The 23,976-nt window shown below is 35.1% G+C and carries 16 protein-coding genes and 1 pseudogene; 12 read left to right on the top strand and 5 right to left on the bottom strand.

Features of this window, described 5'->3' with window-relative positions; translation table 11 throughout:
* Positions 1-13: 13 nt before the first annotated feature.
* The gene (rlmD, locus tag JNUCC80_RS04480) at positions 14-1,390 is read right to left on the bottom strand and encodes a 23S rRNA (uracil(1939)-C(5))-methyltransferase RlmD (protein WP_454152707.1); all 1,377 of its coding nucleotides are present in this window, start codon (positions 1,388-1,390) and stop codon (positions 14-16) included.
* Positions 1,391-1,468: 78 nt separating this feature from the next.
* Between rlmD and recX the strand changes: the two genes are divergently transcribed.
* The 4 genes from recX (at position 1,469) to JNUCC80_RS04460 (ending at position 4,342) form a co-directional block, all read left to right on the top strand.
* Positions 1,469-2,284 carry a recombination regulator RecX gene (gene recX, locus JNUCC80_RS04475; protein ID WP_454152706.1) on the top strand — a complete coding sequence of 272 codons (816 nt, stop codon included), beginning with the start codon at positions 1,469-1,471 and terminating at the stop codon, positions 2,282-2,284.
* Between the two features lie 68 nt (positions 2,285-2,352).
* Positions 2,353-2,922, top strand: coding sequence for a nucleoside tri-diphosphate phosphatase (ntdP, locus tag JNUCC80_RS04470; protein WP_454152705.1), 570 nt, complete (start codon positions 2,353-2,355; stop codon positions 2,920-2,922).
* 71 nt (positions 2,923-2,993) lie between these two features.
* Positions 2,994-3,815, top strand: a complete 822-nt coding sequence (locus tag JNUCC80_RS04465; RefSeq protein WP_454152703.1) for a DNA/RNA non-specific endonuclease — start codon at positions 2,994-2,996, stop codon at positions 3,813-3,815.
* A gap of 20 nt (positions 3,816-3,835) precedes the next feature.
* Positions 3,836-4,342 carry a hypothetical protein gene (locus JNUCC80_RS04460; RefSeq protein ID WP_454152702.1) on the top strand — a complete coding sequence of 169 codons (507 nt, stop codon included), beginning with the start codon at positions 3,836-3,838 and terminating at the stop codon, positions 4,340-4,342.
* On the opposite strand, the gene JNUCC80_RS04455 is transcribed toward JNUCC80_RS04460, so the two are convergent.
* Positions 4,332-4,793 (bottom strand): hypothetical protein, encoded by a 462-nt coding sequence (locus JNUCC80_RS04455; RefSeq protein ID WP_454152701.1) that lies wholly within the window; start codon positions 4,791-4,793, stop codon positions 4,332-4,334. The two genes, JNUCC80_RS04460 and JNUCC80_RS04455, sit on opposite strands and share 11 nt — an antisense overlap.
* Before the next feature lie 157 nt (positions 4,794-4,950).
* Here JNUCC80_RS04455 and JNUCC80_RS04450 point away from each other — a divergent pair, with 157 nt between their 5' ends.
* From JNUCC80_RS04450 to JNUCC80_RS04440, 3 genes are all read left to right on the top strand, one after another.
* A complete protein-coding gene (locus JNUCC80_RS04450; RefSeq protein ID WP_454153354.1) occupies positions 4,951-6,309 on the top strand; it encodes a hemolysin family protein in 1,359 nt (452 codons plus the stop codon).
* Positions 6,310-6,372: 63 nt separating this feature from the next.
* On the top strand, positions 6,373-7,962 hold the full coding sequence (locus JNUCC80_RS04445) for a peptide chain release factor 3 (protein ID WP_454152700.1): 1,590 nt from the start codon (positions 6,373-6,375) through the stop codon (positions 7,960-7,962).
* Between the two features lie 181 nt (positions 7,963-8,143).
* On the top strand, positions 8,144-13,357 hold the full coding sequence (locus tag JNUCC80_RS04440; protein WP_454152699.1) for a hypothetical protein: 5,214 nt from the start codon (positions 8,144-8,146) through the stop codon (positions 13,355-13,357).
* An 86-nt stretch (positions 13,358-13,443) separates the two neighbouring features.
* Here the strand turns inward: JNUCC80_RS04440 and JNUCC80_RS04435 are convergent.
* Positions 13,444-15,608: pseudogene (locus JNUCC80_RS04435) on the bottom strand (AAA family ATPase).
* A 256-nt stretch (positions 15,609-15,864) separates the two neighbouring features.
* On the opposite strand from JNUCC80_RS04435, the gene JNUCC80_RS04430 reads away from it, so the two are divergent.
* Positions 15,865-16,128, top strand: coding sequence for a phosphocarrier protein HPr (locus tag JNUCC80_RS04430; protein WP_454144159.1), 264 nt, complete (start codon positions 15,865-15,867; stop codon positions 16,126-16,128).
* A gap of 150 nt (positions 16,129-16,278) precedes the next feature.
* The gene (locus JNUCC80_RS04425) at positions 16,279-18,468 is read left to right on the top strand and encodes a copper-translocating P-type ATPase (RefSeq protein WP_454152698.1); all 2,190 of its coding nucleotides are present in this window, start codon (positions 16,279-16,281) and stop codon (positions 18,466-18,468) included.
* 18 nt (positions 18,469-18,486) lie between these two features.
* On the opposite strand, the gene JNUCC80_RS04420 is transcribed toward JNUCC80_RS04425, so the two are convergent.
* Both JNUCC80_RS04420 and JNUCC80_RS04415 read right to left on the bottom strand, forming a co-directional pair.
* Positions 18,487-19,557, bottom strand: a complete 1,071-nt coding sequence (locus JNUCC80_RS04420; RefSeq protein WP_454152697.1) for a sensor histidine kinase — start codon at positions 19,555-19,557, stop codon at positions 18,487-18,489.
* Positions 19,558-19,570: 13 nt separating this feature from the next.
* The gene (locus tag JNUCC80_RS04415) at positions 19,571-20,245 is read right to left on the bottom strand and encodes a response regulator transcription factor (RefSeq protein ID WP_454144167.1); all 675 of its coding nucleotides are present in this window, start codon (positions 20,243-20,245) and stop codon (positions 19,571-19,573) included.
* Positions 20,246-20,336: 91 nt separating this feature from the next.
* Here JNUCC80_RS04415 and JNUCC80_RS04410 point away from each other — a divergent pair, with 91 nt between their 5' ends.
* From JNUCC80_RS04410 to JNUCC80_RS04400, 3 genes are read left to right on the top strand one after another with little or no spacing between them, the layout of a single operon-like run.
* Positions 20,337-21,095, top strand: a complete 759-nt coding sequence (locus JNUCC80_RS04410; protein ID WP_454144169.1) for an ABC transporter ATP-binding protein — start codon at positions 20,337-20,339, stop codon at positions 21,093-21,095.
* Positions 21,085-23,139 (top strand): hypothetical protein, encoded by a 2,055-nt coding sequence (locus JNUCC80_RS04405; protein ID WP_454152696.1) that lies wholly within the window; start codon positions 21,085-21,087, stop codon positions 23,137-23,139. The genes JNUCC80_RS04410 and JNUCC80_RS04405 overlap by 11 nt, the downstream gene beginning before the upstream one ends.
* Before the next feature lie 17 nt (positions 23,140-23,156).
* The gene (locus JNUCC80_RS04400) at positions 23,157-23,891 is read left to right on the top strand and encodes an MBL fold metallo-hydrolase (protein WP_454152695.1); all 735 of its coding nucleotides are present in this window, start codon (positions 23,157-23,159) and stop codon (positions 23,889-23,891) included.
* Positions 23,892-23,976 lie beyond the last annotated feature (85 nt).

Here is a 23,976-nt window from a genome sequence, read left to right as displayed (position 1 = left end):
TGAAAGCTTTTTATTATTTTTTGATTAATTTAACAACTGCTTCAACTTTAGGTGTTTGTGGGAACATATCAATTGATTGAATGAATTCCACTTTGTATTCACGAGTTAATGTGATTAAGTCTTTAGCTAGTGTTGAAGCGTTACATGAAATATAGACGAATTTTTGAGGTTTTACTTTAAGAATAGCTTGTAAAACATCTTGTGATAATCCACTACGAGGTGGGTCAACAATCAAGCTGTTAAAGAAGGTTCCACGTTTAACCATGTGTGGTAAAATGGCTTCAGCTTTACCAGTTTGATAACTAACGTTATCTAAATGATTTAACTCAACGTTGTAATTAGCATCTTTAACCGCATCTTTGATGATTTCCATACCATAAACGCGTTTAACTTTATCAGCAGCACTAATTCCCAATGTTCCAACACCACTATAAGCATCAACAAGTACATCATCTTCACTTAAATCTAGTGCTTTTAAGGCGTGGTCATATAGTACTTCAGTTTGTGGTGGGTTAAGTTGGAAAAAGGCTTGAGGAGATAAAATAAATTCCTTATCTTTAATCTTTTCAGTGATGGTACGTTTGCCTTTTAATAAAGTGGTCTCTTTACCCCAGACTAATGAAGTATCTTGATCATTGATGTTTTGCATAACTGAAACAACGTTAGGAAGTTGAGCAACTTTATCGGCTAATTTATCTAACCCTTTAATGTGAGCTTGTGAAGTGATGAAAGTGACTTGTACTTCTTTAGTTGCGTAAGAGTTTCTAACAGCTAACGTTTTGATTCCAGTTTTTTTATTACGAGGATTATAAATAAAAATAGAAAGTTCTTCAATTAGTTTAACTATTTTGCGAACAGTATCTTGTGATAATTCACTTTGAGTTGGCATTGCAGGGAGGTCAATCAAGTTGTGAGAGTTAGCCTGGTAAAGGCCAGCTAACACTTTGCCTTTTTCAAAACCAAGCTGGTATTGTGCTTTGGTACGGTAATGCCATTCTTGTTTTGAACCAATTGTGGGTCTAAGATCATAATTGGTATAACCTTGAGGACTGTATTTTTCAAGAGCTTGACGAAAAACATCGCGTTTGAAATCAAGTTGACTTGCGTAATTTAAATGAGCTAGTTCAAGACCACCAACGGCAGGGTTAACGCCTTTAGGGAAATCAACGCGGTTAGGGCTTTTTTCTTTCACACGGATTAGTTCACCACGTAGATAATTACGCTTTTCTTCTGTGATTTGGACAATGACAATTTCGTCAGTAATGGCTTGAGGGACGAAGATGATTTTCTTTTTGTAAAAACCAATTCCTTCACCATTGATTCCCATTCGTTTGATGGTAATCATTGCTTCTTTACCAACTAAAGTATTATTATTCTTAATAGTTTTCATAATTCACCTAAAACTTTCTTTTCTACAATAGACTATTTTTATATTGTCGGATTAAAGTTAACGAAAGGACAATTACTTATGCCAACCATTACCAAAATCTCAACACAAAAACGACCTGGATATTATAACATTTTTTTAGATGAAAAATATGCTTTTTCTGTAACTGAGCAAGTTTTAATTCAATTTGAATTAGCAAAAGATAAAGAATTAACCAAAGAACAAGTTGAAACGATTAAATCAGCACAAGTTTACTCAAAAGCAGAACAAGCAGCACTCAACTTTTTAAGTTACAAAATGCGAAGTGTTGCAGAAATTGAACAATACTTAGCAAAAAAAGAATACACAGAAGATATTAGTCAACAAGTTGTGACACGGTTACAAGAAATGGGCTATTTAGATGATGGAACGTATGCCAAAGCCTTCATCACGGAAAGTTTGCGTTTAAAAAAAGATGGACCCTACAAGATTACGCAAAAACTTAATCAAAAAGGTGTCAGCTCAGCTATATCTGATCAACAACTGGCAGAAGTAAGCTTTGAAGATTGGGAACAAGTTGCAATGCGAACTATTTCAAGTTTATTGCGTCAAACTGAAAAACAATCTGTTCGCCAAATTGAGACTAAGATTAGGCAAAAACTGATGGCACGAGGATTTACGGGTGACATTATTACACAGTTAATGCAGACAATAGTAGTTGAAAGTAGTGAAGATAATCAGTTAAACGCCTTGACCAGTCAAGGGATTAAAGCTTACAAAAAGTTCCGTCGCTATCCAGAGTTTGAACGTCACCAAAAGATCAAACGATTCCTAGTGACTAAAGGATTTACTTTTGAGCAAGTTGACCAATTCTTAGCGGGTGAAATCATTGATTTAGACGAACTTGCACAATATTAACTGTCGTCATTTGTGCTGTTATTTGATATACTTGAAGTGTTAAAATAACTTTGAAAGATGGGATGAACATGCAGCTTCCTAAGGAAGGTGACTATATTGCAATTCAAAGTTATAAACATGATGGGAGTTTTCACCGAACATGGCGTGATACAATGGTGCTTAAAACAAGTGAACACTCGATTATCGGGTGTAACGATCACACGTTGGTAACAGAATCTGATGGTCGTCGTTGGGTCACTCGCGAACCCGCACTGGTTTATTTTCACAAGTATTATTGGTTTAATATCGTGGCAATGATCCGTGATACAGGTGTTGCTTATTATTGTAATTTGGCTAGTCCATTTGTTTTAGATAAAGAAGCCCTAAAATATATAGATTATGACCTGGATATCAAGATTTTTCCAGATGGCGAAAAGCGTTTACTAGACGTTGATGAGTATGCAGCACATGCTGAAAAATGGAACTATCCTGAAGAGATAGATCGTATTTTACGTCATAGTACGCATGAGCTAATTGACTGGATTAATGAACAAAAAGGTCCTTTTTCAAAAGACTATGTGGATATTTGGTATAAGCGTTATCATGAACTAGTACCAAAGAACAATAAAAAGTCACGTAACTCAAAGAATAAGATATAGTCGCTAAGGGTACCCGGCCGGTGCCTTTTTTGCGTTAAAAATAAAAATAGATAAGGATGTTTTATGCCGTTATGAAAAATCAGCAAAAGGTATTAGTTACTGTAATTGTTGCTGCACTTATTATTTTCTTTGCTTTCTTTGGTACAAATAAGGACAAAAACCAAAATCAAACACAGCAAAGCCAGCAAAACTCAAGCTTACAATCTTCAAGTAAGCAAAGTAGTTCGAAGCAGTCGTCACAAAGCAGCAGTTCAGACTCACAAAATGCTAACAGTCAATATCAGACTCAACAATCTGCTTCAACTACACAAAAAGCACAAGAATTAGCGCAATTATCTTATAATGGGACACAAATTATTGCTGTTGATGATAATAAGCCAGGATTCACAGCAGAAGAGTTGGCTCAAAAACCATTTCAATACTATGCCCCATTAGATAACCTAAAACGTGCAACATATGCAACGGCCATGTTACATAAATCATTGATGCCAACTGAGCAAAGAGAACGATTAACAGTAAATCCGACAGGTTACATTAATAAGCGAATTACAATCAATGGTAAAGAAGGCTGGTTGTATAATCGTGCGCACTTGATTGGTTACCAATTCACAGGGCAAAATAATAATTTGAATAATTTAATGACAGGAACGCGTTCATTAAATGATCCTGGGATGACATTCTATGAAAACAAAATGGCTCAATATTTAAGATCAACGGGTCACCACATCTTGTACTACGTTCAACCCGTTTATCGTGGCGATGAAAAAGTAGCTCGTGGAATGTGGATGCGTGCTGAATCTGTTGAAGATAAAGAAATTCAATTCAATATTTATATTTTCAACGTTCAAGAAGGCTACACAATTGATTATCAAACAGGTGCTTTGAAGAACTAATTAAAAAGGAGTTTTAACAAATGGAAAAACAACAACAAAAACAACTAAAATTTATCGGTAAAGTTGCAATGCCTTCAATGCTTGAAGCAAATGGGAGCTTTTATAGCCAGTTTCAAGAGCTAGAAGATAGCCAAGTACTTAACCAATTAGATGAAACAAACCAATTACCTAAAAACCGTTCAAGTTTAATTGTATTTGGACCAGAAAACTATATGTACTGGCAAGGACTTGTTTATGAAGGTGAGTTAGCAGAATTGCCAAAAGGCTTAATGAGTTATGATTTACCTGAATCAACCGTTGCAACAATGAGCCAAGAAATTGCTGATTATCAATTCCATACACCATTAAGCTTTGAATTAACACAAGCTTTTGACAGCGCAAAAAAAGCAGGTATCGAAATACCTGCTAACCTTGGATTGAGTGAACATCCTTACTTCTTACAAAGTTATGTAGGGGATGCAACTCAAGGATTAACAAAATCAACCTCAGTTTACTTAGGTAACGTGATTGATAACGTTAATGACTAGGTGAATCAACTGATAAGTGGTCGTATTCAACATACGCACCTAAAGCTGTTGAAAAGAACATCATAATTAAAAAGAAACCTGCAAGCTGATTCATAATAATACTTTTATCAACTAATACGCGAATTAAGACAGTTGCAATTCCACTCATGACAATATCTAAAATTAAATTTGCAATTTTGAATTTAAAACGTCTTTGAATGCTAAAAAAGCGGACGAATTGTTTTAAAAATGGTTGTCTAATTTGATCGCCGATTAAGTCAAGTGGACGCTGGATGGTTGCTTTCATAGCGTATAAGATGAAGCCACCAGTTAGCGCACCAATTAGTGTTCTGAAAATATCATCAGCATGTAAAACCAAAGCATTATAAGCAGTTGCAATTAAAGCTAGACTGCAGATGTAAGGTATGAATAATAGAAATAAGAAGACAAAAAACACACGGTATTTTTTCATATGTCGACATCCTTTTAGCGTAATTTACTTTATCGTACCTTTTTTTAGTCAAAAGGTAAATGGAATTATTTAGCTCAAACCATTGTGTGTTTTAATGATGTGATATAATATAAATTAATATAAATTTTTTTATTTTGAAAGAGAGTGAAGTTTGAATATGAGTGGTGACCCGGGGAGTTTTAGTTCGTTATTAATCCAATTAGCCCTGATCGTTGTTTTAACTATAATTAATGCCTTTTTTGCGGCAGCAGAAATGGCAATTGTTTCAGTTAACCGTAACAAAATGGAAACTGAGGCAGAAGAAGGTAGCCGATCAGCTAAAAAAATATTGGCGGTAATGAATGAATCAACCGATTATCTTGCAACGATTCAGGTTGCAATTACTTTTGCTGGATTCTTCTCATCAGCGACAGCTGCTGATAGTTTAGTTCAGTATATCGAGCCGTTTTTTGGAGGCTTGAGTTGGGGAAACAATATTTCAGTTATTTTAATAACAATTATTATTTCTTACGTATCGTTAGTTTTTGGTGAATTATTCCCTAAACAAATTGCGATTGCAAAACCTGAAGCGGTATGTAAGGCAACAATTGGGTTCGTTAAAGTATTTGGATTTGTTTTAAAACCATTTGTGTGGTTGATTTCTGCATCAACAGGTTTACTAATGAAGATTGTACCTATCGACTTTACACAAAAAGATGAAAGAATGTCACGTGATGAAATGCAAACATTGATTGAAAATTCACGTAAAAATGGTGTTATTGGGTTAGATGAATACCACATGCTAGAAGGAATTATTTCTTTCAATGATAAGATGGCACGTGAAGTGATGGTTCCAAGAACTGACTCATTTATGATTGATATTGATGACGGTACAGAACATAATTTAGATGCTATTATGAAACAACCGTTTTCAAGAATTCCTGTTTATCGAGATGACAAAGATAAAATTATCGGAATTATCCATATCAAAACCATCTTAAAAATGGCTAAAGAAGTTGGATTTGAGAATCTAAAAATCGAAGATGCCATGACTGAACCAATGTTTGTACCAGAAACCATTACCATTGATGAATTATTGCTTGAAATGCAAAAGACACAAATGCAAATGGCAATTTTACTTGATGAATACGGTGGAGTTGTTGGGTTAGCCACAATTGAAGACTTACTTGAAGAAATTGTTGGTGACATTGATGATGAAACTGACCGTCAAGAAACATTGTTTACTAAGATGTCTGATACACAATATGTACTAGCAGGTAAAATGCCAATCTATGACTTCAATGAACAGTTTGATACTGATATTGAAGCAAATGATGTGGATACAATTGCCGGTTATGTGATTACAGAACTTGGGATGATTCCATCTAATGGTGAACATCATAAAGTTACTTTAGACAATGGGATGAAGCTAACAACTGGAAAAGTTAAAGGTTCTCGTTTAGAAAATCTAACATTGGATATTCCAAAAGAATTGTTAGAAAAAGACGAGTCAACTAATGAAGAAGATAATGATTAAAATTGACATCGACTTTGGTCGATGTCTTTGTGTGTAATAAAGAATATGATAAGGATGACAAATTTGGATAATTTAAAGCAACAAGTTAATAGAAGAAGAACCTTTGCCATTATTTCTCACCCCGATGCAGGGAAAACAACAATTACCGAACAACTTTTACTACAAGGGGGCGTTATTCGTAAAGCCGGAACAGTTAAGGCTAAAAAATCTGGCAGTTTCGCTACTAGTGACTGGATGGAAATCGAAAAGCAACGTGGGATTAGTGTAACGAGTTCGGTTTTACAATTCGATTATGAAGGTAAACACGTTAATATTTTGGATACCCCAGGGCATGAGGATTTCTCTGAAGATACTTACCGTACATTGATGGCTGTTGATGCTGCCGTGATGGTAATCGACTCTGCTAAAGGTATTGAACCGCAAACTAAAAAACTATTTAAAGTTGTTAAACAACGTGGTATTCCAATTTTCACCTTTATCAACAAGTTGGACCGTGATGGTCGTGAACCACTTGACTTAATTACAGAATTAGAAGAATTATTGAACATTGAAGGTTACCCAATGAACTGGCCTATCGGTATGGGTAAAGGATTACGTGGGCTTTATGATATTGGCGAACATCATATTGAACTCTATCGTCCAGAAGAGGGACAAGAGCGCTTCTTGAAGTTGGACAGTGAAGGTGAATTAGAAGGTGATCACCCACTAAAAGAAGAATCAATTTACCAACAAACAATGGAGGACGTCTCTTTATTACTTGAAGCAGGTAACCAATTCGATGAAGAAAAAGTACTAGCTGGGAAACAAACACCAGTGTTCTTTGGTTCAGCGTTGACTAACTTCGGTGTGGAAAGCTTCTTGAATCAATTCTTACAATATGCACCAGCTCCTGAAAGTTCAGAAGTGAATGATGGCGAAAAAACAATTGCAGCAAGTGATGAAACATTCTCAGGATTTGTTTTCAAAATACAAGCTAACATGAACCCAGCTCACCGTGACCGTATTGCGTTTGTGCGTATCAAATCAGGTGAATTCCACAAAGGAATGGATATCACATTGGCAAGAACTGGCCAAAAAATCCGCTTGAATAATGCAACTGAATTCATGTCAAGTGAACGTGAACAAGTTGAAACTTCTGTTGCAGGTGATATTGTTGGGTTATATGATACAGGTAACTTCCAAATTGGTGACAGTATTTATTCAGGTAAAGCTAAGATTGAATATCCAAAACTACCAGAATTTACGCCTGAATTATTTATGCAAGTTACTTCAAAAAATGTGATGAAACAAAAATCATTCCACAAGGGAATGAAGCAACTAGTTCAAGAAGGTGCGGTACAACTTTACCGTAACTATCAAACTAATGAATATATTTTGGGTGCAGTGGGTCAATTGCAATTTGAAGTGTTCTCATATCGTATGAAGAATGAATACAATTCTGAAGTTGTGATGACTCCAATTGGTTCAAGAACAGCTCGTTGGATTAAGCCAGAGCAGCTTGACCAAAGTATGTCATCTTCACGTAACTTATTAGTTAAAGACCGTTTTGATCAACCATTGTTCTTATTTGAAAATGATTTTGCAATGCGTTGGTTCCACGATAAATATCCTGATGTTGAACTTGAAGCAGGATTCAATGAAAAAGAGGTTTAAAAAAAAAGACATAATCTTATGATTATGTCTTTTTTATTAATATTTTATAATTAATTTTGAAGAAGCATAAATTTAGTTATTATTTGTTAGTAAACCGTGGTATACTTATTTAAATTATTTAATGTGCCTTAAGTTATTTCTAATTTGCTTAAGGCTTTTTTTATGCCATGAAAGGTTATTAATGACTATTAAAAAAAACAATTCAAAAAAATTATGGATAGCAGCTTCAGCTAGTTTAATGTTATTAGGGGGAACAGCCGTTAATGTTACTAGTGGTAATGTTGTAAGTGCTTCAGATGAAGTTAGTCAGTCTTCGACTTCTATGTTTGTTAACGGTACATTAGAACGAGGACAAGCGAAATATGATGCTGGAGGTCGTAGGCCAAATCAATCAATTGATTACCAAGCAAAAAATCTCTTGCTTTTAGATGGTAAGCAGTATTTTATTTTAGGGAAAACAAAGATAGAACTAACACCAAGAGGTACTAGCAATACCGTAAGTGTGCTTTTAAATGGTAATCCATATAAGTCAGGTGATTACGGGATAGGCACATATGATAAGCCTGAAGCAGGGCAAGTTCGAAAAGATACTACTTGGAGTTTTATGTTACCTCAAATTGATGGGGATGTAAGCGGGTGGACAGAGGGACCAAAAGTATCGTATGCACCAGATGATACAGTTTCTCACTCAGATCAAACTTATGCCCCAGTTGCTTCTTACTTATCTATTAATCAATCATTCTCCCTAGATTCGTTAATAGATTCATCGAAAACAGTCACAGGTAAAGCTAATGCTAATGAAAAAATTATCCTAAAAGATGCAAGTGGTACGAACTTAATAAAGGATAATGACTCTATTACATCTGATAATAGTGGTAACTACACTATCACATTAAATAGACCAGTTAAATACAATGAAGAAATCACAGCAGTTGCAATGAATGATAATACACCACGAACATTAGCAACAACAGTTGTAGGATACGATAGCAGTTACCATACACCTAAAGTAGGTACTATTACAGCAGGGACACAGAAGATTACGGGAGAAGTTATTCCTGAAGACGCAGTTACAGCTAAATTTAACGAAAGCCCAATTGATTCTTCGAAAATCACAGTAGATGCAGGTGGTAACTACACTATCAACTTTGACAAACCGTTAGAAACAACTGATAACTTAAGTATTACTTCACAACTAGATTCTGATAGTAGTAAAAACTCAACTTTAAGTAATCGAAAGCCTGCTTTTAGTTTAGATTATGCAAAACAAAAGGCAAATAAACAATTGGAAGCTACTGCCGGTAATGTTAAATCAGCTATTGGTCAGACTCAACTACCCCAAAAGTATCAAGATGCTCAAGTTGAATATGTTAATCAAGTATTATCGAGTGTTCAAACTGCTGTTGATAGTTTAGCTAGTGATAAAAATCAATCAGATGTGAATGAAGCAGTAAATTCAGGAAATACAACGTTGAATGCAATTACTAACACTTCATCTTCTATCTATCAGGGAATTCAAAAATACTTTGCAGATAAAAATTATACGTTTACAGGTACTGATAATGGAGATTTTCAAAAAGGATTTAATGGAGCAAAAGATGGATATGCTTCCGAATCAACTAATACAAAATCTAATGATAAGCAACAAACTATTGCTTATGACTATGCAAATGGAATTAAAGATGCACTTGCTAATCCAACATCGGCACAAAAAAATACTGATGATCAGCAAAGTACAAGCTACAAAGCAGGGTATAACGATACACTAGATAGCATTAATAAGGCGCTGAATAAAAATAGTACCATTGATAATAATAACCAAGCTCAAGCAAAAGGCTATAGTGAAGTCAATAATGGTGCAGCAGCTTCTCCAATAGACAACGAGTCAGATTTACAATCTCACACAGAAGCTTACAAGAAAGGTTATACAGAAGCACAGAAGGGTCACAATGATGCATTAGATAAGTCAAAAGAAGCTGTTGCATCAAATAGTAACTCGAAAATTTATCAAGATAGCTATAACCAAACTCGTGCACCATTCCAAGCACAAAAAGATTATTTAACAAATCGTTCAAGTAATAATCAGTATTCAGGTGGTAATCAAACAGCTTATAATGAATCTTATAGCGGTATGGGAGATGCTATTTCGGACTATAATGGTGGTACTACCAAGTCATTAGATACTTTAGGAACTAACAATAAGTCTCAACAATACAAAGATTCTTATCGTATGATGGCTGTAACGCAAGAAGCGATGGCCGATGTTGTCGCTCCTCGAGGTAGTCAAAAAGACTCATCAGATAGAAATTACTCTGATACAGAAAAGTCAGTTTATCAACAAGCGTTTGATGCGGCAACAAGTGCTAAAAATTCAAGTAATTACGATGAACAGAGCACAAATTCACTAAGTGCTGACTATGCTTATAACACAATGTTGGGTGCTAAAGCTTATGCTAATGGTCAACCTAATAGTGGATCTCAAAACTTTACTGAGGGTTATACTCAAGCTCAAAAAGGATATAACACTGAAAGCCAAGGTAGTCATAATCCAGCATACATTTACGGTCAAAATAGCAAATCACAAAGTACTACTGGAAGTTCCGATTACCAACGTAATCAAACCAAAAAACCTGGCCAAGATGTTTCATATGGTTATGGATATGATGGAGCAAAAGATGGTAATGAAGATGCTTTAGTAGGGAATCAATCTGCAGAGAATAATGGCACATGGTCATCAAAAGCACAATCATATCAAGACAGTTATAAAGCAGCTTATACAAAAGCTTCGACAGCTAGACAAGGTATGCAAGATGCGCTAACACCCAAAGAGGCTGTCTCAAAAAGAGATGCTGATTACATGTCAGGTTACAATGGAGCAAAAGATGGTTTAGTGAGCCAAAATGGTCAAAGTCAAGCAGATAAAAATGCCCAATATGAAACAGCATATAACTACGCCCAAGGTGTAAAATCTGCATTAGCAACTCCTAACGGTGTTCACGATGATTCTGCTACGAACAAAGCATATCAAGCAGGTTACAATGATACACAAGATGGTATTAAAGCTGCCACGGAATCAGAGACATTAACTAATGACAGTAAAAAAGCAACTGTTAAAGGATTTAATGAAATTAATAATGGTGCTAAGGCTTATCAATTAGGTCAAACTGATTTAACCGATAAGACAGAAGCTTACAAAAAAGGCTTTAATGAAGCTAAAGCTGGTCATGATGATGCGCAAAAATCAGATGCAACTGCCAAACCAACAAATGGTACAAGCAAGCAATATCAAGATAGTTATAATGCCACACGAGCAGCTATCCAAGCTCAAATCGACTACTTAACAAATCGTTTTGATACAAACAAAAATAGTTATTCAGGTGATAATCAAACAGCTTATAATGAATCTTATAGCGGTATGATAGATGATATTTCGGACTATAATGGTGGTACTGCCAAGTCATTAGATACTTTAGGAACTAACAATAAGTCTCAGCAATACAAAGATTCTTATCGTATGATGACTGTAACGCAAGAAGCGATGGCTGATGTTGTCGCTTCTCGAGGTAGTCAAAAAGACACACAAGATAGAAATTACTCTCAAACAGAAAAGACAATTTACCAAACAGCGTTTGATGCAGCAACAAGTGCTAAAAATTCAAGTAATTACAATGAACAGAGCACAAATTCACTAAGTGCTGACTATGCTTATAACACAATGTTGGGTGCTAAAGCTTATGCTAATGGTCAACCTAATAGTGGATCTCAAAACTTTACTGAGGGTTATACTCAAGCTCAAAAAGGATATAACACTGAAAGCCAAGATAGTCATAATCCAGCATATACCTACGGTCAAAAGAGCAAATCACAAAGCGATACTGGAAGTTCCGATTACCAAAGAAATCAAACCAAACAATCTGGCCAAGATGTTTCATATGGTTATGGATATGACGGATCAAAAGACGGTAACGAAGACGCTTTAGTAGGGAATCAATCTGCAGAGAATAATGACACATGGTCATCAAAATCCCAATCGTATCAAGATAGTTATAAAGCTGCCTATACAAAAGGTTCAACAGCTAGACAAGGTATGCAAGATGCTCTAACACCCAAAGAGGCTGTCTCAAAAAGAGATGCTGATTACATGTCAGGTTACAATGGAGCAAAAGATGGTTTAGTGAGCCAAAATGGTCAAAGTCAAGCAGATAAAAATGCCCAATATGAAACAGCATATAACTACGCCCAAGGTGTAAAATCTGCATTAGCAACTCCTAACGGTGTTCACGATGATTCTGCTACGAACAAAGCATATCAAGCAGGTTACAATGATACACAAGATGGTATTAAAGCTGCCACGGAATCAGAGACATTAACCAATGACAGTAAAAAAGCAACCGTTAAAGGATTTAACGAAATTAATAGTGGTGCTAAGGCTTACCAAGCAGGTCAAACTGATTTGACAAATAAGACGGAAGCTTACAAAAAAGGTTATACTGAATCTAAAACCGGTCATGATGATGCACAAAAATCAAAATCTGATGATGTAAATACAAGTAAGACAAGACAATATCAAGTAAGTTTTCAATTGACTAGAGCAGGATTATTAGGAAGTTCAGATTATCTTAATTCGGGCAAACAAACTAATTTAAATCGCTATGATAGTAAAGAAAATCAAAAGCAATCTTACCAAGATGGTTTTGAAGGTGCTAAATCCGGTCAAACTGTTGGGATGTCGGGAAGAATGTCTGATAATAACAACAATAGTCAATCTTATAAAGATGGCTACAAAACAGGTTATGATAAAGGTTATTCATCTTACTTATCTGACGTTCAAAATCAACAAGCAGCTTATATGATGGCTTATCGTCAAGGTGTTAATCAAGCAGCCCAAGATTTTGAAAGTGGTGTTGCAGAAGACTTTGCTAATAAATCACAGTTCTATATTGATGGTTATAAGTCATTAGCTAGCAATGCGGTTAAGTCAACAGTCGCTTATGAACCTGGATATGGTGTATTGGTTTGGCATATTGTCGACGGAAAACCTGTTCAAACTAAGGTTTATAAACAACATCACAATAAGATTTATGCCGCAAAAGAAACAAAGAATATTGATGGTGTTTCTTATACGAAATTAGCTGCAACAGATAACAACTGGATCCAAACGCAATACTTAACAGAAAATCCAAGTTCGCCACTTACAGGAACTGTTTCTGTTCGTAATGTACCAACTAACTATGCTGTTTATTTACGTGATTCAAAAGGTAAAATGACACAACAATCTGTTTACTTAGACAGTTCATGGCGCGTATTTGAACAAAAGCAAATTAATGGCCAACTTTATTATCGAATTGGTAATGATAATCAATGGATTGAAGCAAAATATGCAAATCTAGGATAATCAGATTATTAAACAATATAAAAAGACACTAGCAATTATGCTAGTGTCTTTTTTGTCTGTCTGTTTTATATTTTGTTGAGGTAATATTAATTTGCTTTTGTGACTTTGATTTCGTCATTTTCAACACGTGCTTCAAGTTGTTTGTCTTGAGGGTGTTCTAAGTAGTAGTCGGCTACTTTGTCTTCAATCATTTCTTGGATAACACGACGGAGTGGACGTGCACCCATAGCAGGGTTGTAACCCAAATCAACTAATTTTTCTTTAGCTGGCTCGGTCACGTGGATTGAAAGACCTTTATCTTTAATCATTTCATTAGTATCATCAATCATTAGACTAACAATCTTAATTAGACTTTCCTTAGGTAAACGTTTGAATTCTACGATATCATCAAATCTATTTAAGAATTCAGGTTGGAAGTAGTCTGAAAGACGGTTGATAACCGAATGATTTTCGTCATTCATGGTTGCGCTGAACCCAACACTAGCTTCTTGAACAGCTTGACCAGCATTAGAAGTCATAATAATGATTGTGTCTTTGAAGGAAACCGTACGTCCTTGTGAATCAGTTAGACGACCATCATCTAGAATTTGCAAGAACATATGCAAGACATCTGGATGAGCTTTTTCAATTTCATCTAGTAAAATCAAGCTATAAGGGTTTCGACGAACTTTTTCAGTTAATTGACCAGCTTCCTCGTAGCCAACGTAACCTGGAGCAGAACCGATAAGTTTTGAAACAGCTTGTTTTTCCATGTATTCAGACATGTCAAAACGAATCATTGAATCTTTTGTTCCAAACAATTGTTTAGCTAGTTGCTTAGCTAGTTCTGTCTTACCAACACCTGTTGGACCAACAAACATGAAGGAACCAATAGGGCGACCAGATTTGTTGAACCCAACACGGTTACGGCGGATAGCACGAGCAACTTCAGAAACCGCTTTGTCTTGGCCAATAACATGTTCTTTTAAGTCATCAGCCAGATGAATAAGTTGAGATTGTTCTTGTTCTTTTAAATCGCCAACAGGAATATTTGTTTTTTCTTCAATAATCTTTTCAATGATTTTTTCGGAAATAACAGGCATCTTGTCAGGGTCTTCAGAATTACTTTCATTCATTTTTTGATATTTTTCAATTTGATCACGATAATAAGCCGCTTTTTCGTAATCTTCTTGTTTTAGTGCATCTTGTTTTAACTTTTCAGCTTCATCAATACGTTTTTTGAGTGTATGAGTATCAACAGCTGGGATAGTTAAGTTCATACGAGAACCAGCTTCATCAAGTAGGTCAATCGCTTTATCTGGTAAGAAGCGGTCTTGGATGTAGCGGTTAGATAGGTTAGCTGCTGCTGTAATTGCTTTTTCATCATATTTAACGTGATGGTAATCTTCATATTTCTTTTGAAGACCATGCAAAATTTTCACAGTTTCATCAACGCTAGGTTCTTTAACTTGAATAGGTTGGAAACGACGAGCAAGAGCGGCATCTTTTTCGATTGTGCGGTACTCACTAAAAGTTGTCGCACCAACTAACTGAATTTCACCACGAGCAAGAGCAGGTTTTAAAACATTACCAGCATCCATACCGCCATCAGCATTACCCGCCCCAACGATTTCATGGATTTCATCAATAAATAAGATAATATCTGGATCTTGTTTTAACTCATCCATGAGTTGTTGCATACGTTGTTCAAATTGCCCACGCATGCTAGTGCCTTGAACAAGAGAAACCACGTCTAAACGAACAACTTTGCGATTTTGAAGTTTAGAAGGCACAGCACCATCTGCAATTTGTTGGGCAAGACCTTCAACAACTGCTGTTTTACCAACACCCGCTTCACCAATTAGAACTGGGTTATTCTTGGTTCTACGGTTTAGGACTTCGATAACACGAGCGACTTCTTTATCACGGCCAATAACAGGATCGATTTTGCCTTTTTAGCTAATTCAGTGAGGTTAACACCAAATTGTCCAAGCAAGGTGTTATCATCATTATTACCGCCATTATTTTTAGCGCGTTGTTTTTGGTTAGGGTTATCTTGGCTAAGTTGAGCGAATAAATCGTCAAAATTTGAAAAGCCAAAGATATTATCGTTATTATTATCTTGTTTTGAATTGAAGAATTCAGAGTTATTTTGTTGATTTTTAATTTGTTGATAACAGTTTTGGCAAAGGTTTAACTCCTTGCGGCTACCATTAACACTTGTATAAAGATGGATTGTAGCATCATTTTGATGACAGTTTTGACAAACCATATAAAGTCACACCTTTCTGCAAAAAATTTGAAAGTGAATTTGACTTTCAAAAGGAATATGTACATTATACTTTTAGCACTCTTATATTTCAAGTGCTAAAACCCAATTAACTTACAAAAAATAATTAAAAATGTGAAGACAAGCGTCTATAATGGGAATATACTTATTGTTATTTAATCTAAAAAATGATAATCTTTAATTGTAGGAGAAGACTTAATTCTTCAGTCCATTTTTATTTAAAAGGAGATAGATAGACATGGAAAAACGCGACTATCACATTACATCCGAAACCGGAATTCATGCACGTCCAGCTACATTACTAGTTCAGACAGCTAGTAAGTTCGATTCAAAATCTACATTAGAATACCAAGGCAAAACCGTTGATTTAAAATCAATCATGGGTGTGATGTCTTTAGGTGTTGGACAAGGATCTGACGTTATTGTAAGCGTTGATGGCGATGATGCTTCTGCAGCTTTAGATGCAATTGACGACACAATGAAAAAAGAAGGTCTTGTTTAAGACATAATTTTTAATAGCCAAGCGGTTATTTTAGTATCAATAGTTATATTGGTGCTTTTTTTTTTGCCTAAAATTAAATAAGTACTTACAAAAAGTTAGTTAAGTGATATACTACCAGTGAAGAGATAAAGTTTGAAAGGGGTAGTATTGATGAAAAATCAAAAACACGATAATCATCAACACCATATGAACCATTCACACATGGATCATATGGATCACTCAACTATGAATCACGATCAAATGTCACATATGGATCACAGCAAACATGTACATCATGACCATATGGAGATGGACCATTCAAATATGTCACATCACGATCATATGCATATGGATCATTCTCATATGGGACATGAAGGTATGGATCATAGTATGCACGGTCATGGCATGGGGCACATGGGCAATTTGAAACAAAAACTAATTATTTCGTTAATTCTTGCGATACCAGTAGTCTTCTTGTCACCAATGATGGATATGCCATTGTTTTTCCAATTTGAATTTCCAGGGTCGCAATGGCTGGTACTAATTTTATCCACTATATTATACTTTTATGGTGGGGCACCATTTTTATTAGGTGCAAAAGATGAGATTAAGCATAAATCTCCGGCAATGATGACGTTGATTGCAATGGGAATTAGTGTCGCTTATTTCTATAGCTTATACTCGTTTGTTGCAAATGAGTTCTTCCATCAACACACGATGAACTTTTTCTTTGAACTGGCAACATTAATTGTCATTATGATTGCAGGTCACTGGATTGAAATGAACGCTACAATGCAGGCTAATAATGCTTTGGATAATTTATCGAAGTTATTACCTGAAAAAGCACAATTAGTCGATGAAAATGGTCATGCACATGAAGTGCTGTTATCTGAAGTTAAAGAAAATCAAACGGTTATGATAAAAGCAGGAGAAACGATTCCAGCAGACGGTGTTATTACAAAAGGAACGACACAAGTTAACGAGTTCCTCGTAACTGGTGAATCTAAAGCAGTAGCGAAAGCTGCTGGGGAAACCGTAATTGGTGGGTCAACCAATGAAGATGGCACTATTTTGGTGCAAGTAACCGGTGTTGGTGACGGTGGTTACCTCTCAAAAATCAAACAATTAGTAATGGATGCGCAACAAAATAAATCTAAGGTTGAAACATTGGCTGATAAAGTTGCCGGTTGGTTATTTTATGCTGCTGTAACAGTTGGCTTAATTGCGTTTATTACTTGGCTATTCTTTGGAACAGTATCAAATGCCTTCTTGGTATTAGTGACAGTGCTAGTTATCGCTTGTCCACACGCTTTAGGGTTAGCAATTCCACTTGTAACTGCTCGCTTCACATCACTTTCAGCCGTTAATGGACTACTAATCAAAAATCGTGACGTAATTGAATTAACTTCTCAAATTGATTATATTGCACTCGACAAAACGGGGACTTTAACAGACGGTAAGTTTGAGGTTGCTCATTTTGAAAGTCTTAGTCAAAATGTCTCAAAAGAAGACGTACTTGCAATTGCAGCAGCGTTAGAATCACAATCTAGTCACCCAGTCGCTAAAAGTATTGTAAAATTTGCCGAAGATCAACACATTCACGCACCAGCACCAACTGAAGTTAGTGCAATAAAAGGTGTGGGCTTGTCAGGAACTGTCGCAGACAAAGCCTACAAGATTGTTTCAAAAGCTTATTTAGAACAACAAAACTTAGCGGTTGATGCTGATCAATATCAACAACTAGCTTCTCAAGGATTAACCGTTTCTTACTTAGTTGATGACCATCAAGTTTTAGCGGTAGTTGCTGCAGGGGATAAAATTAAACCTGAAGCACAGTCATTTATTGAGAATTTAAAAGCACAAAATATCGTACCTGTTATGTTAACGGGAGATAATGCGTTAACAGCTCAAAAAGTTGCTGATCAGCTTGGAATTAGTGAGGTTCATGCACAATTATTACCACAAGATAAGTTACACTATATTCATCAACTACACCAAAACAATCATCGTGTCATGATGATTGGGGATGGTATTAATGATGCACCAACGTTAGCAGCAGCTGACATTGGTGTCGCAATCGGTTCAGGAACGGACGTTGCAATTGATGCGGCGGATGTTGTGTTGACTAGTCAATCATTAGACAAAGTATTAGCTTTATTTGACTTAACGAAGTTAACGAAGCGTAAAATGGTTGAAAACTTATGGTGGGGTGCAGGTTATAACATCTTAGCATTACCATTAGCAGCAGGTGTATTAGCGCCATTTGGCTTCATGCTAAATCCAGCTGTAGGTGCTATCTTGATGTCGCTATCAACAGTGATTGTCGCAATTAATGCTATGACTCTAAAATTTAAAGCTTAAATAAAAAAGAACAGTAGATTAATCTACTGTTCTTTTTTTGTAGGATAAATTATTAACTTGGTTTTCGTCATTATAATAAGACAAGAAGGGGAACTTGATGGAGAAAGTAGTTCCTTTGCCAGGTGTTGAACTAACTGTTAAATCATGACCTAACTTTTGCGCCATCTTTTGGGCTAAGTAAAGACCAAGACCAGTGGATTTTTTGTCTTGTTTACGACCGTTTTCACCTGTGAATCCCTTGTCAAAAATTCGAGAAATATCTTGTTTTGGGATACCAACACCAGTATCAATGATTTGTAGGATTGTCACTTTTTTATCTTGGATGATTTTTGCCTTGATAGTTCCATGGTCAGCAGTATATTTGAGAGCATTTGAGAATAGCTGGGCTAGAATATAGGCTAACCATTTTTGATCAGTCAAGACAGGCGCATCATCACCTTCGATTTCAAATTGGATATGTTTTTCCAAAAAGGTTGTCATATTTTCTAAAGCCACCTGATTGATTATTTTTTTAAGACGGTAACGTTGAATCAGATAATCCTGTGTAAAATTATCTAAACGAGAGTAGTAAAGAACTTGGTCGACTAAATGGCTAATCTGACTAATTTCAGTCTTGATTTGACGATTTTTATTTTCATTGATTTGGGTTTGAATATTTTCCTGTAGCAACTGTAAAGCAGCTAATGGAATTTTGATTTCATGAACCCAAGAATCCACATATTCTGTTTGATCATTTTGGCGATTAATTAACTTTAGATTTTCAGATTTACCATATTCAACTAATGTGTTGTATGCTTCTTGATAAATTTTTTCAGTTTGACTAGTCGCATTGTTAAGGGTTTGATTGTAACTCTTATGCGGATATTTGGTCCGAAAAGTTAATTCAGCAAGAAACTTGCGTTTTTTGAAATAAAGAAGGCCAATAAAACCGCTTAAGACTAAAAAGCAAACAGCATCTAGATAAACGAGGTTGAACCAATGAATGCTTTGCGTAGGATCTAACCAAAGAACAAAGTTAATAATCGTCATAAGTACGATGAAAAGCAGCAAAAACGGAATATAATCCCTGAGAAATCTAAAAAACAGCATCCTAATCTCCTAACTATTCGATAATATAACCTTGGCCGACTTTTGTTTTGATAAAGTCTTTTCCACCTGCCACTTCGATTTTTTTACGAAGACGATTAATGTTAACCGTCAATGTATTATCATCTACAAAGCGTTCATCTTCCCAAAGGCTGCGCAATAAATGGTCTCTTGAAACAATTTGACCACTTTGATTCATTAACACTTGAAGAAGTTTATATTCATTTTTTGATAAATCAATGTCTTGGTCATTCACTTTAACAGTGGAGTTTGATAAATTTAAAGTAACATTATGCAATGAAATGATATCTTGGTGATCGTCTTTATAATTATAAGTGCGACGAAGTAGGGCGTTGATTTTAGCAACTAAAACGTCAGTTGAAAACGGTTTAGATACAAAATCATCAGCCCCCATATTCATTGCCATTACCATATCCATATTGGTATTGCGTGAAGAAATAAAGATAATCGGGATTTTAGAGTGCAACCTGATGCGCTGGTTCCAGTAAAAGCCATCGTATACAGGAAGGTTGATATCCATCAAAACTAAATGGGGTTGAGTTTGTAAAAAGAGTTCTTCTACGTCATTGAAGTCATCGACAATAATGGGTTCCATTTGCCACTTTTCAATTGCTTCAGCAATTAGTGTGTTAACAGTGCGATCATCTTCAACAATCATTATTTTGTACATGAGTTATTCACCTTGTCATTTAAATTAGTTACTATTAAGGATAACAAATTATAACGTTTTTCGGGATAAAAAAAATCAAAGGGAGTTTGGTATGAGTTATATAGAGGTTAAACAAGTTTCAAAAATGTATGGATATGGTGTGAATCAAGTCCAGGCCCTTGATAACTTGAGTTTTAAGGTCGAAAAAGGCGAGTTTTTAGGAATAATGGGGCCATCTGGTTCTGGTAAAAGTACAATCTTGAATTTATTGGCTCAAATCGATTATTTGTCATTCGGTAAAATTATGATGGACGGCATTGACTTGAGAAACTTTTCAGATAGTCAACGCGCTAAAAATCGTCAAAGAAAGATGGGGATTATTTTCCAAAATCCTAACTTGCTAAGCTCATTGACTGTTAAAGAAAACATTGAGTTGCCTTTGTTATCTTTAAGAGTTAAGCGAAAAAATATTGAAGAAAAAGTTTTTGATATTGCCAATCGACTCGATATTGAATCATTGCTAGATCAAAATGTTTTTGACTTATCACCAGGACAACAGCAAAAAGTTAGTGCAGCAAGAGCAATTGTCAAAGAACCCGAATTAATATTGGCTGATGAACCAACAGGAAGTTTAGATTCAAAATCCGCAACGTATCTTTTACAATTCTTAAGTCAATTGAATCGAGATTATCACACTTTAGTCATGGTCACTCATGATCCTTTTGCAGCAAGTTATTGTGATCGAATTATTTTTGTGAAGGATGGCCGCTTATTTTCACAAATTAATCGAGTAGATAGCCGACAAGCCTTCTTTGAATCAATTGTTGAAATGCAGGCGACGGTTGGTGGAGGTGAAGGGTATGATTTTTAAAGTAGCCTTAAAAGACCTGAAAAGTAATATTGGTCATTTTACTGTTTATGGATTAGCGCTGGCTTTAGCTATAGCCATTTACTTTTTCTTTGCTAATCTAACTTACAATCCCAGCTATCAAAATATTGATTATCATCTCTTGTCTGGATTTTCTATGATGAGTATTAGCATAATAGCTATGATAACTAAGATTTCAGAATTAGCCTTTATCATCCTTTTTTTAGTGATTGCCTCTATTTTACTTTTTAAAATTTCAAAAAAAAATCTAGCTAGTTTACTAATTGCAGGGTTTAATAAAGGTCAAGTTGTCGCATTTTTTGCATTGCAGCAGTTTGTTATCCATTTCATTTCCTTAATAGTAGGAATTGTAATGGGCATTATTATAACGCCACTTTTAAATCTATTGTTAATTCGCCTGTTAGGTTGGCAAAGTACGTGGAGTATGGTGTTTAAGATGCCAGTGCAAGATACCTTTTTTACTTTTTTACTGGTTTTTGGGCTACAATTTTTGATTTTTATCATAGTTACAAGGCTCATAAAAAATCCAACTTATTTCAATAAATATGCCAACCCTAAAAAATCAGAAATTAAAAGACGAAAATTAAGAAGAAGTCCTGGTATTTTGGCTACTATTTTTCAATTATTTCTTCTAATTGGAATTCTGATGTCTCTAGGTGTTTTCATGAAATTCCCATTTATATATGCTTTGCTTGCGTTATTATTTTTAATTACTTTTTTTAGATGGTGGATTTTTCGAGTATTAGAAAAAAGAAAGCATAAAAGAAAAGCGACAGACTTCAAAATTTTAGTTTATAGTCATTTGAAGCGTAGTTTATCTGATAGTACTTGGACAGCTATTGTGATTGCTGTGATTAATATGCTAGCAATAATTGCTTTGTTTATCTTTACATATGGTGATAATGGATTGGCTCAAAGTAATGTAAAAAATAACCCTACTGAATTTGTAACGACTAGTTTTACTCAAAATAAAGTCGAACAAGCGATGCGAGACAATGGTCTTGATGTTCAGTATCAGCAGGTGACACCTATCAAATTACTTTACTATACAAATTTTTTTAATCAAATGTTTGGGGTGATTTCACAGTCTGATTATAATCGTGGTGTCCAGCAGGGCTTTTTGAATAGACAATATTCAGCAACTAATCGTCCAAACGCTACAAATGATCAAGTCGGTGCTAAAGCATTATTCTTAAATTCAGGCCAGTTCAATGCAGCGCCATATCAGTTTTTAAGAAATGAAATTGGATTAACTTTAAAAAATGGGAAAACAAAAACTTTTGAGTTAACCAATCAATCCTCACTTTTTTCTGATAGGCTTATTCCATTTCCTCAAGGATCGGTACCTACTCATAATCTAATTGTTTCTGATGTGGATTTTGACCAGATTCAAGCAGATATTACTTATCAAGTTATATCGTATAACATTAAACCGCAACAACTTGAAAACTATAGACAGGTGTTAACAAATCTAGTCTCGTATAATATTTTACCTCAAGGTGTTGTAGCAGATGAAAACACAAGTAAGCTAACACTTGAAAAGGAATCAGAGGCAAGCCGTCAAAGAAGTGATTCTTATCACAGAACGCATGATACCTACTACTTTTCTTCTTATAACTCTTATTATAAAAGCCAGGTATCGTCTTCATATATGTTATCAAATATCCAATTTATATTAATTATTTTTAGCGGACTGTTAATTGTGGCCACACAAGTTATTTTATTACTAAAATTAAACACTGATTTCAGTCAGAACTTGGCTGATTATCAATATTTGGTTAAGTTAGGACATTTAAAAACAGACATCAAAAAACTAGTCTTTAAATATACAGCCTACTATTTCTTGATGCCGACGCTATTTGTTATGGTGTATATGATACTTCTATTGATTCCCTTTATAGTCGCTTTAAACTTTAAAGGTTATCTCAGCTTTTTCACTTTATGTGGACTGGTGATAGGGTTTACAATAGTGTCGTATTACGCAATTTATAAAAATTATTGGTATTTAGTTAAACAAAGAATTTAATTAAAAGGAGCACAATTATGAAATTAACAGTACTTGGTATTTATGGTGGTTATCCGTATGCTGGAGCAGCAAGTTCTTCCTATCTATTACAATCTGAAGATGGGTTTAACTTGTTGTTAGATGCAGGAAGTGGTTCGCTTTTGGCATTAGAAAAATATCTAGATCCATTCGAATTAGATGCAGTGTTACTCTCGCATTATCATCACGATCACGCCAGTGATATTGGGGTGTTACAATATTACTATCAATTACATCCTGGCGAAAAAAGACAAGCAGTTTTACCAATTTATGGCCATAATCAAGATTTTATTAGTTTTGCTAATTTGAGTATGGATGGCATCACCAAAGGTTATCCTTATTTTGATTATCAACCACTTGATTTAGGACCTTTTGAAATTAACTTTTTAAGAACACAACATCCAGTTCCTGCTTATGCAATGAGAATTAAAGAAAAGGCCACAGGTAAAGTCTTTGTATTTACAGCCGATACTGCTTATTTTGACGATTTAGTCGAATTCAGTCAGGGAGCAGACTTATTGTTAACAGATACTAACTTTGCTAAAGATAAGACAGGGCGTAAATGGCACATGACTTCTGAAGAATCAGCTAACCTGGCTCAAAAAGCTGGTGTAAAGTCATTACTTCTTAGTCACTTGCCCCAAACAATTAGTCATAGCCAGTTATTAAATGAAGCACGAGAAATTTTTGTTAATGCTGAAATAGCTGAAGTGGGTATGACTCAAAAAGTTTAAGCAAATTAGTAAAAAGCAAATTAATGAGAATTAAATTAAAGTTAAGAAAAACTTATAAAAATACTAAAATTAATTAATGACTATG

The organism is Holzapfeliella sp. JNUCC 80, assembly GCF_053667655.1.
The sequence above is the reverse complement of the archived record's forward strand: the minus strand, read 5'-3'. Positions and strand labels throughout refer to the sequence as shown.

Excerpts from the sequence above, each read along its gene's own strand:
- rlmD (WP_454152707.1), bottom strand. The coding sequence starts at position 1,390 with ATGAAAACTATTAAGAATAATAATACTTTAGTTGGTAAAGAAGCAATG.
- recX (WP_454152706.1), top strand. The coding sequence starts at position 1,469 with ATGCCAACCATTACCAAAATCTCAACACAAAAACGACCTGGATATTAT.
- ntdP (WP_454152705.1), top strand. The coding sequence starts at position 2,353 with ATGCAGCTTCCTAAGGAAGGTGACTATATTGCAATTCAAAGTTATAAA.
- JNUCC80_RS04465 (WP_454152703.1), top strand. The coding sequence starts at position 2,994 with ATGAAAAATCAGCAAAAGGTATTAGTTACTGTAATTGTTGCTGCACTT.
- JNUCC80_RS04460 (WP_454152702.1), top strand. The coding sequence starts at position 3,836 with ATGGAAAAACAACAACAAAAACAACTAAAATTTATCGGTAAAGTTGCA.
- JNUCC80_RS04455 (WP_454152701.1), bottom strand. The coding sequence starts at position 4,793 with ATGAAAAAATACCGTGTGTTTTTTGTCTTCTTATTTCTATTATTCATA.
- JNUCC80_RS04450 (WP_454153354.1), top strand. The coding sequence starts at position 4,951 with ATGAGTGGTGACCCGGGGAGTTTTAGTTCGTTATTAATCCAATTAGCC.
- JNUCC80_RS04440 (WP_454152699.1), top strand. The coding sequence starts at position 8,144 with ATGACTATTAAAAAAAACAATTCAAAAAAATTATGGATAGCAGCTTCA.
- JNUCC80_RS04430 (WP_454144159.1), top strand. The coding sequence starts at position 15,865 with ATGGAAAAACGCGACTATCACATTACATCCGAAACCGGAATTCATGCA.
- JNUCC80_RS04425 (WP_454152698.1), top strand. The coding sequence starts at position 16,279 with ATGAAAAATCAAAAACACGATAATCATCAACACCATATGAACCATTCA.
- JNUCC80_RS04420 (WP_454152697.1), bottom strand. The coding sequence starts at position 19,557 with ATGCTGTTTTTTAGATTTCTCAGGGATTATATTCCGTTTTTGCTGCTT.
- JNUCC80_RS04415 (WP_454144167.1), bottom strand. The coding sequence starts at position 20,245 with ATGTACAAAATAATGATTGTTGAAGATGATCGCACTGTTAACACACTA.
- JNUCC80_RS04410 (WP_454144169.1), top strand. The coding sequence starts at position 20,337 with ATGAGTTATATAGAGGTTAAACAAGTTTCAAAAATGTATGGATATGGT.
- JNUCC80_RS04405 (WP_454152696.1), top strand. The coding sequence starts at position 21,085 with ATGATTTTTAAAGTAGCCTTAAAAGACCTGAAAAGTAATATTGGTCAT.
- JNUCC80_RS04400 (WP_454152695.1), top strand. The coding sequence starts at position 23,157 with ATGAAATTAACAGTACTTGGTATTTATGGTGGTTATCCGTATGCTGGA.